1 pseudogene is annotated in these 235 nt (G+C 76.6%); it reads right to left on the bottom strand.

Annotated elements, in window-relative coordinates:
- Positions 1-235: pseudogene (locus tag B7767_RS43360) on the bottom strand (cation diffusion facilitator family transporter); the annotation flags it as partial.

Here is a 235-nt window from a genome sequence, read left to right as displayed (position 1 = left end):
CCGCCCCAGGACGAAGGCGATGCCCAGCGGCACGGCGGTCAGCGCGTCCGCCGCGTTGTGCACCGTGTCGCCGAGCAGCGCCACCGAGCCCGACGCGACCACCACGGCCGCCTGTGCCAGCGCCGTCACGCCCAGCACCGCGAGCGAGACCCACAGGGCGCGCATGCCCCGGGCGGAGGACTCCAGCGCGGAGTCGAGCCTGTCGGCCGTCCCGTGGGAGTGCGGGGTGAGGAGG

The organism is Streptomyces sp. 13-12-16 (assembly GCF_002114215.1).
Lineage (GTDB): Bacteria > Actinomycetota > Actinomycetes > Streptomycetales > Streptomycetaceae > Streptomyces.
The sequence above is the reverse complement of the archived record's forward strand: the minus strand, read 5'-3'. Positions and strand labels throughout refer to the sequence as shown.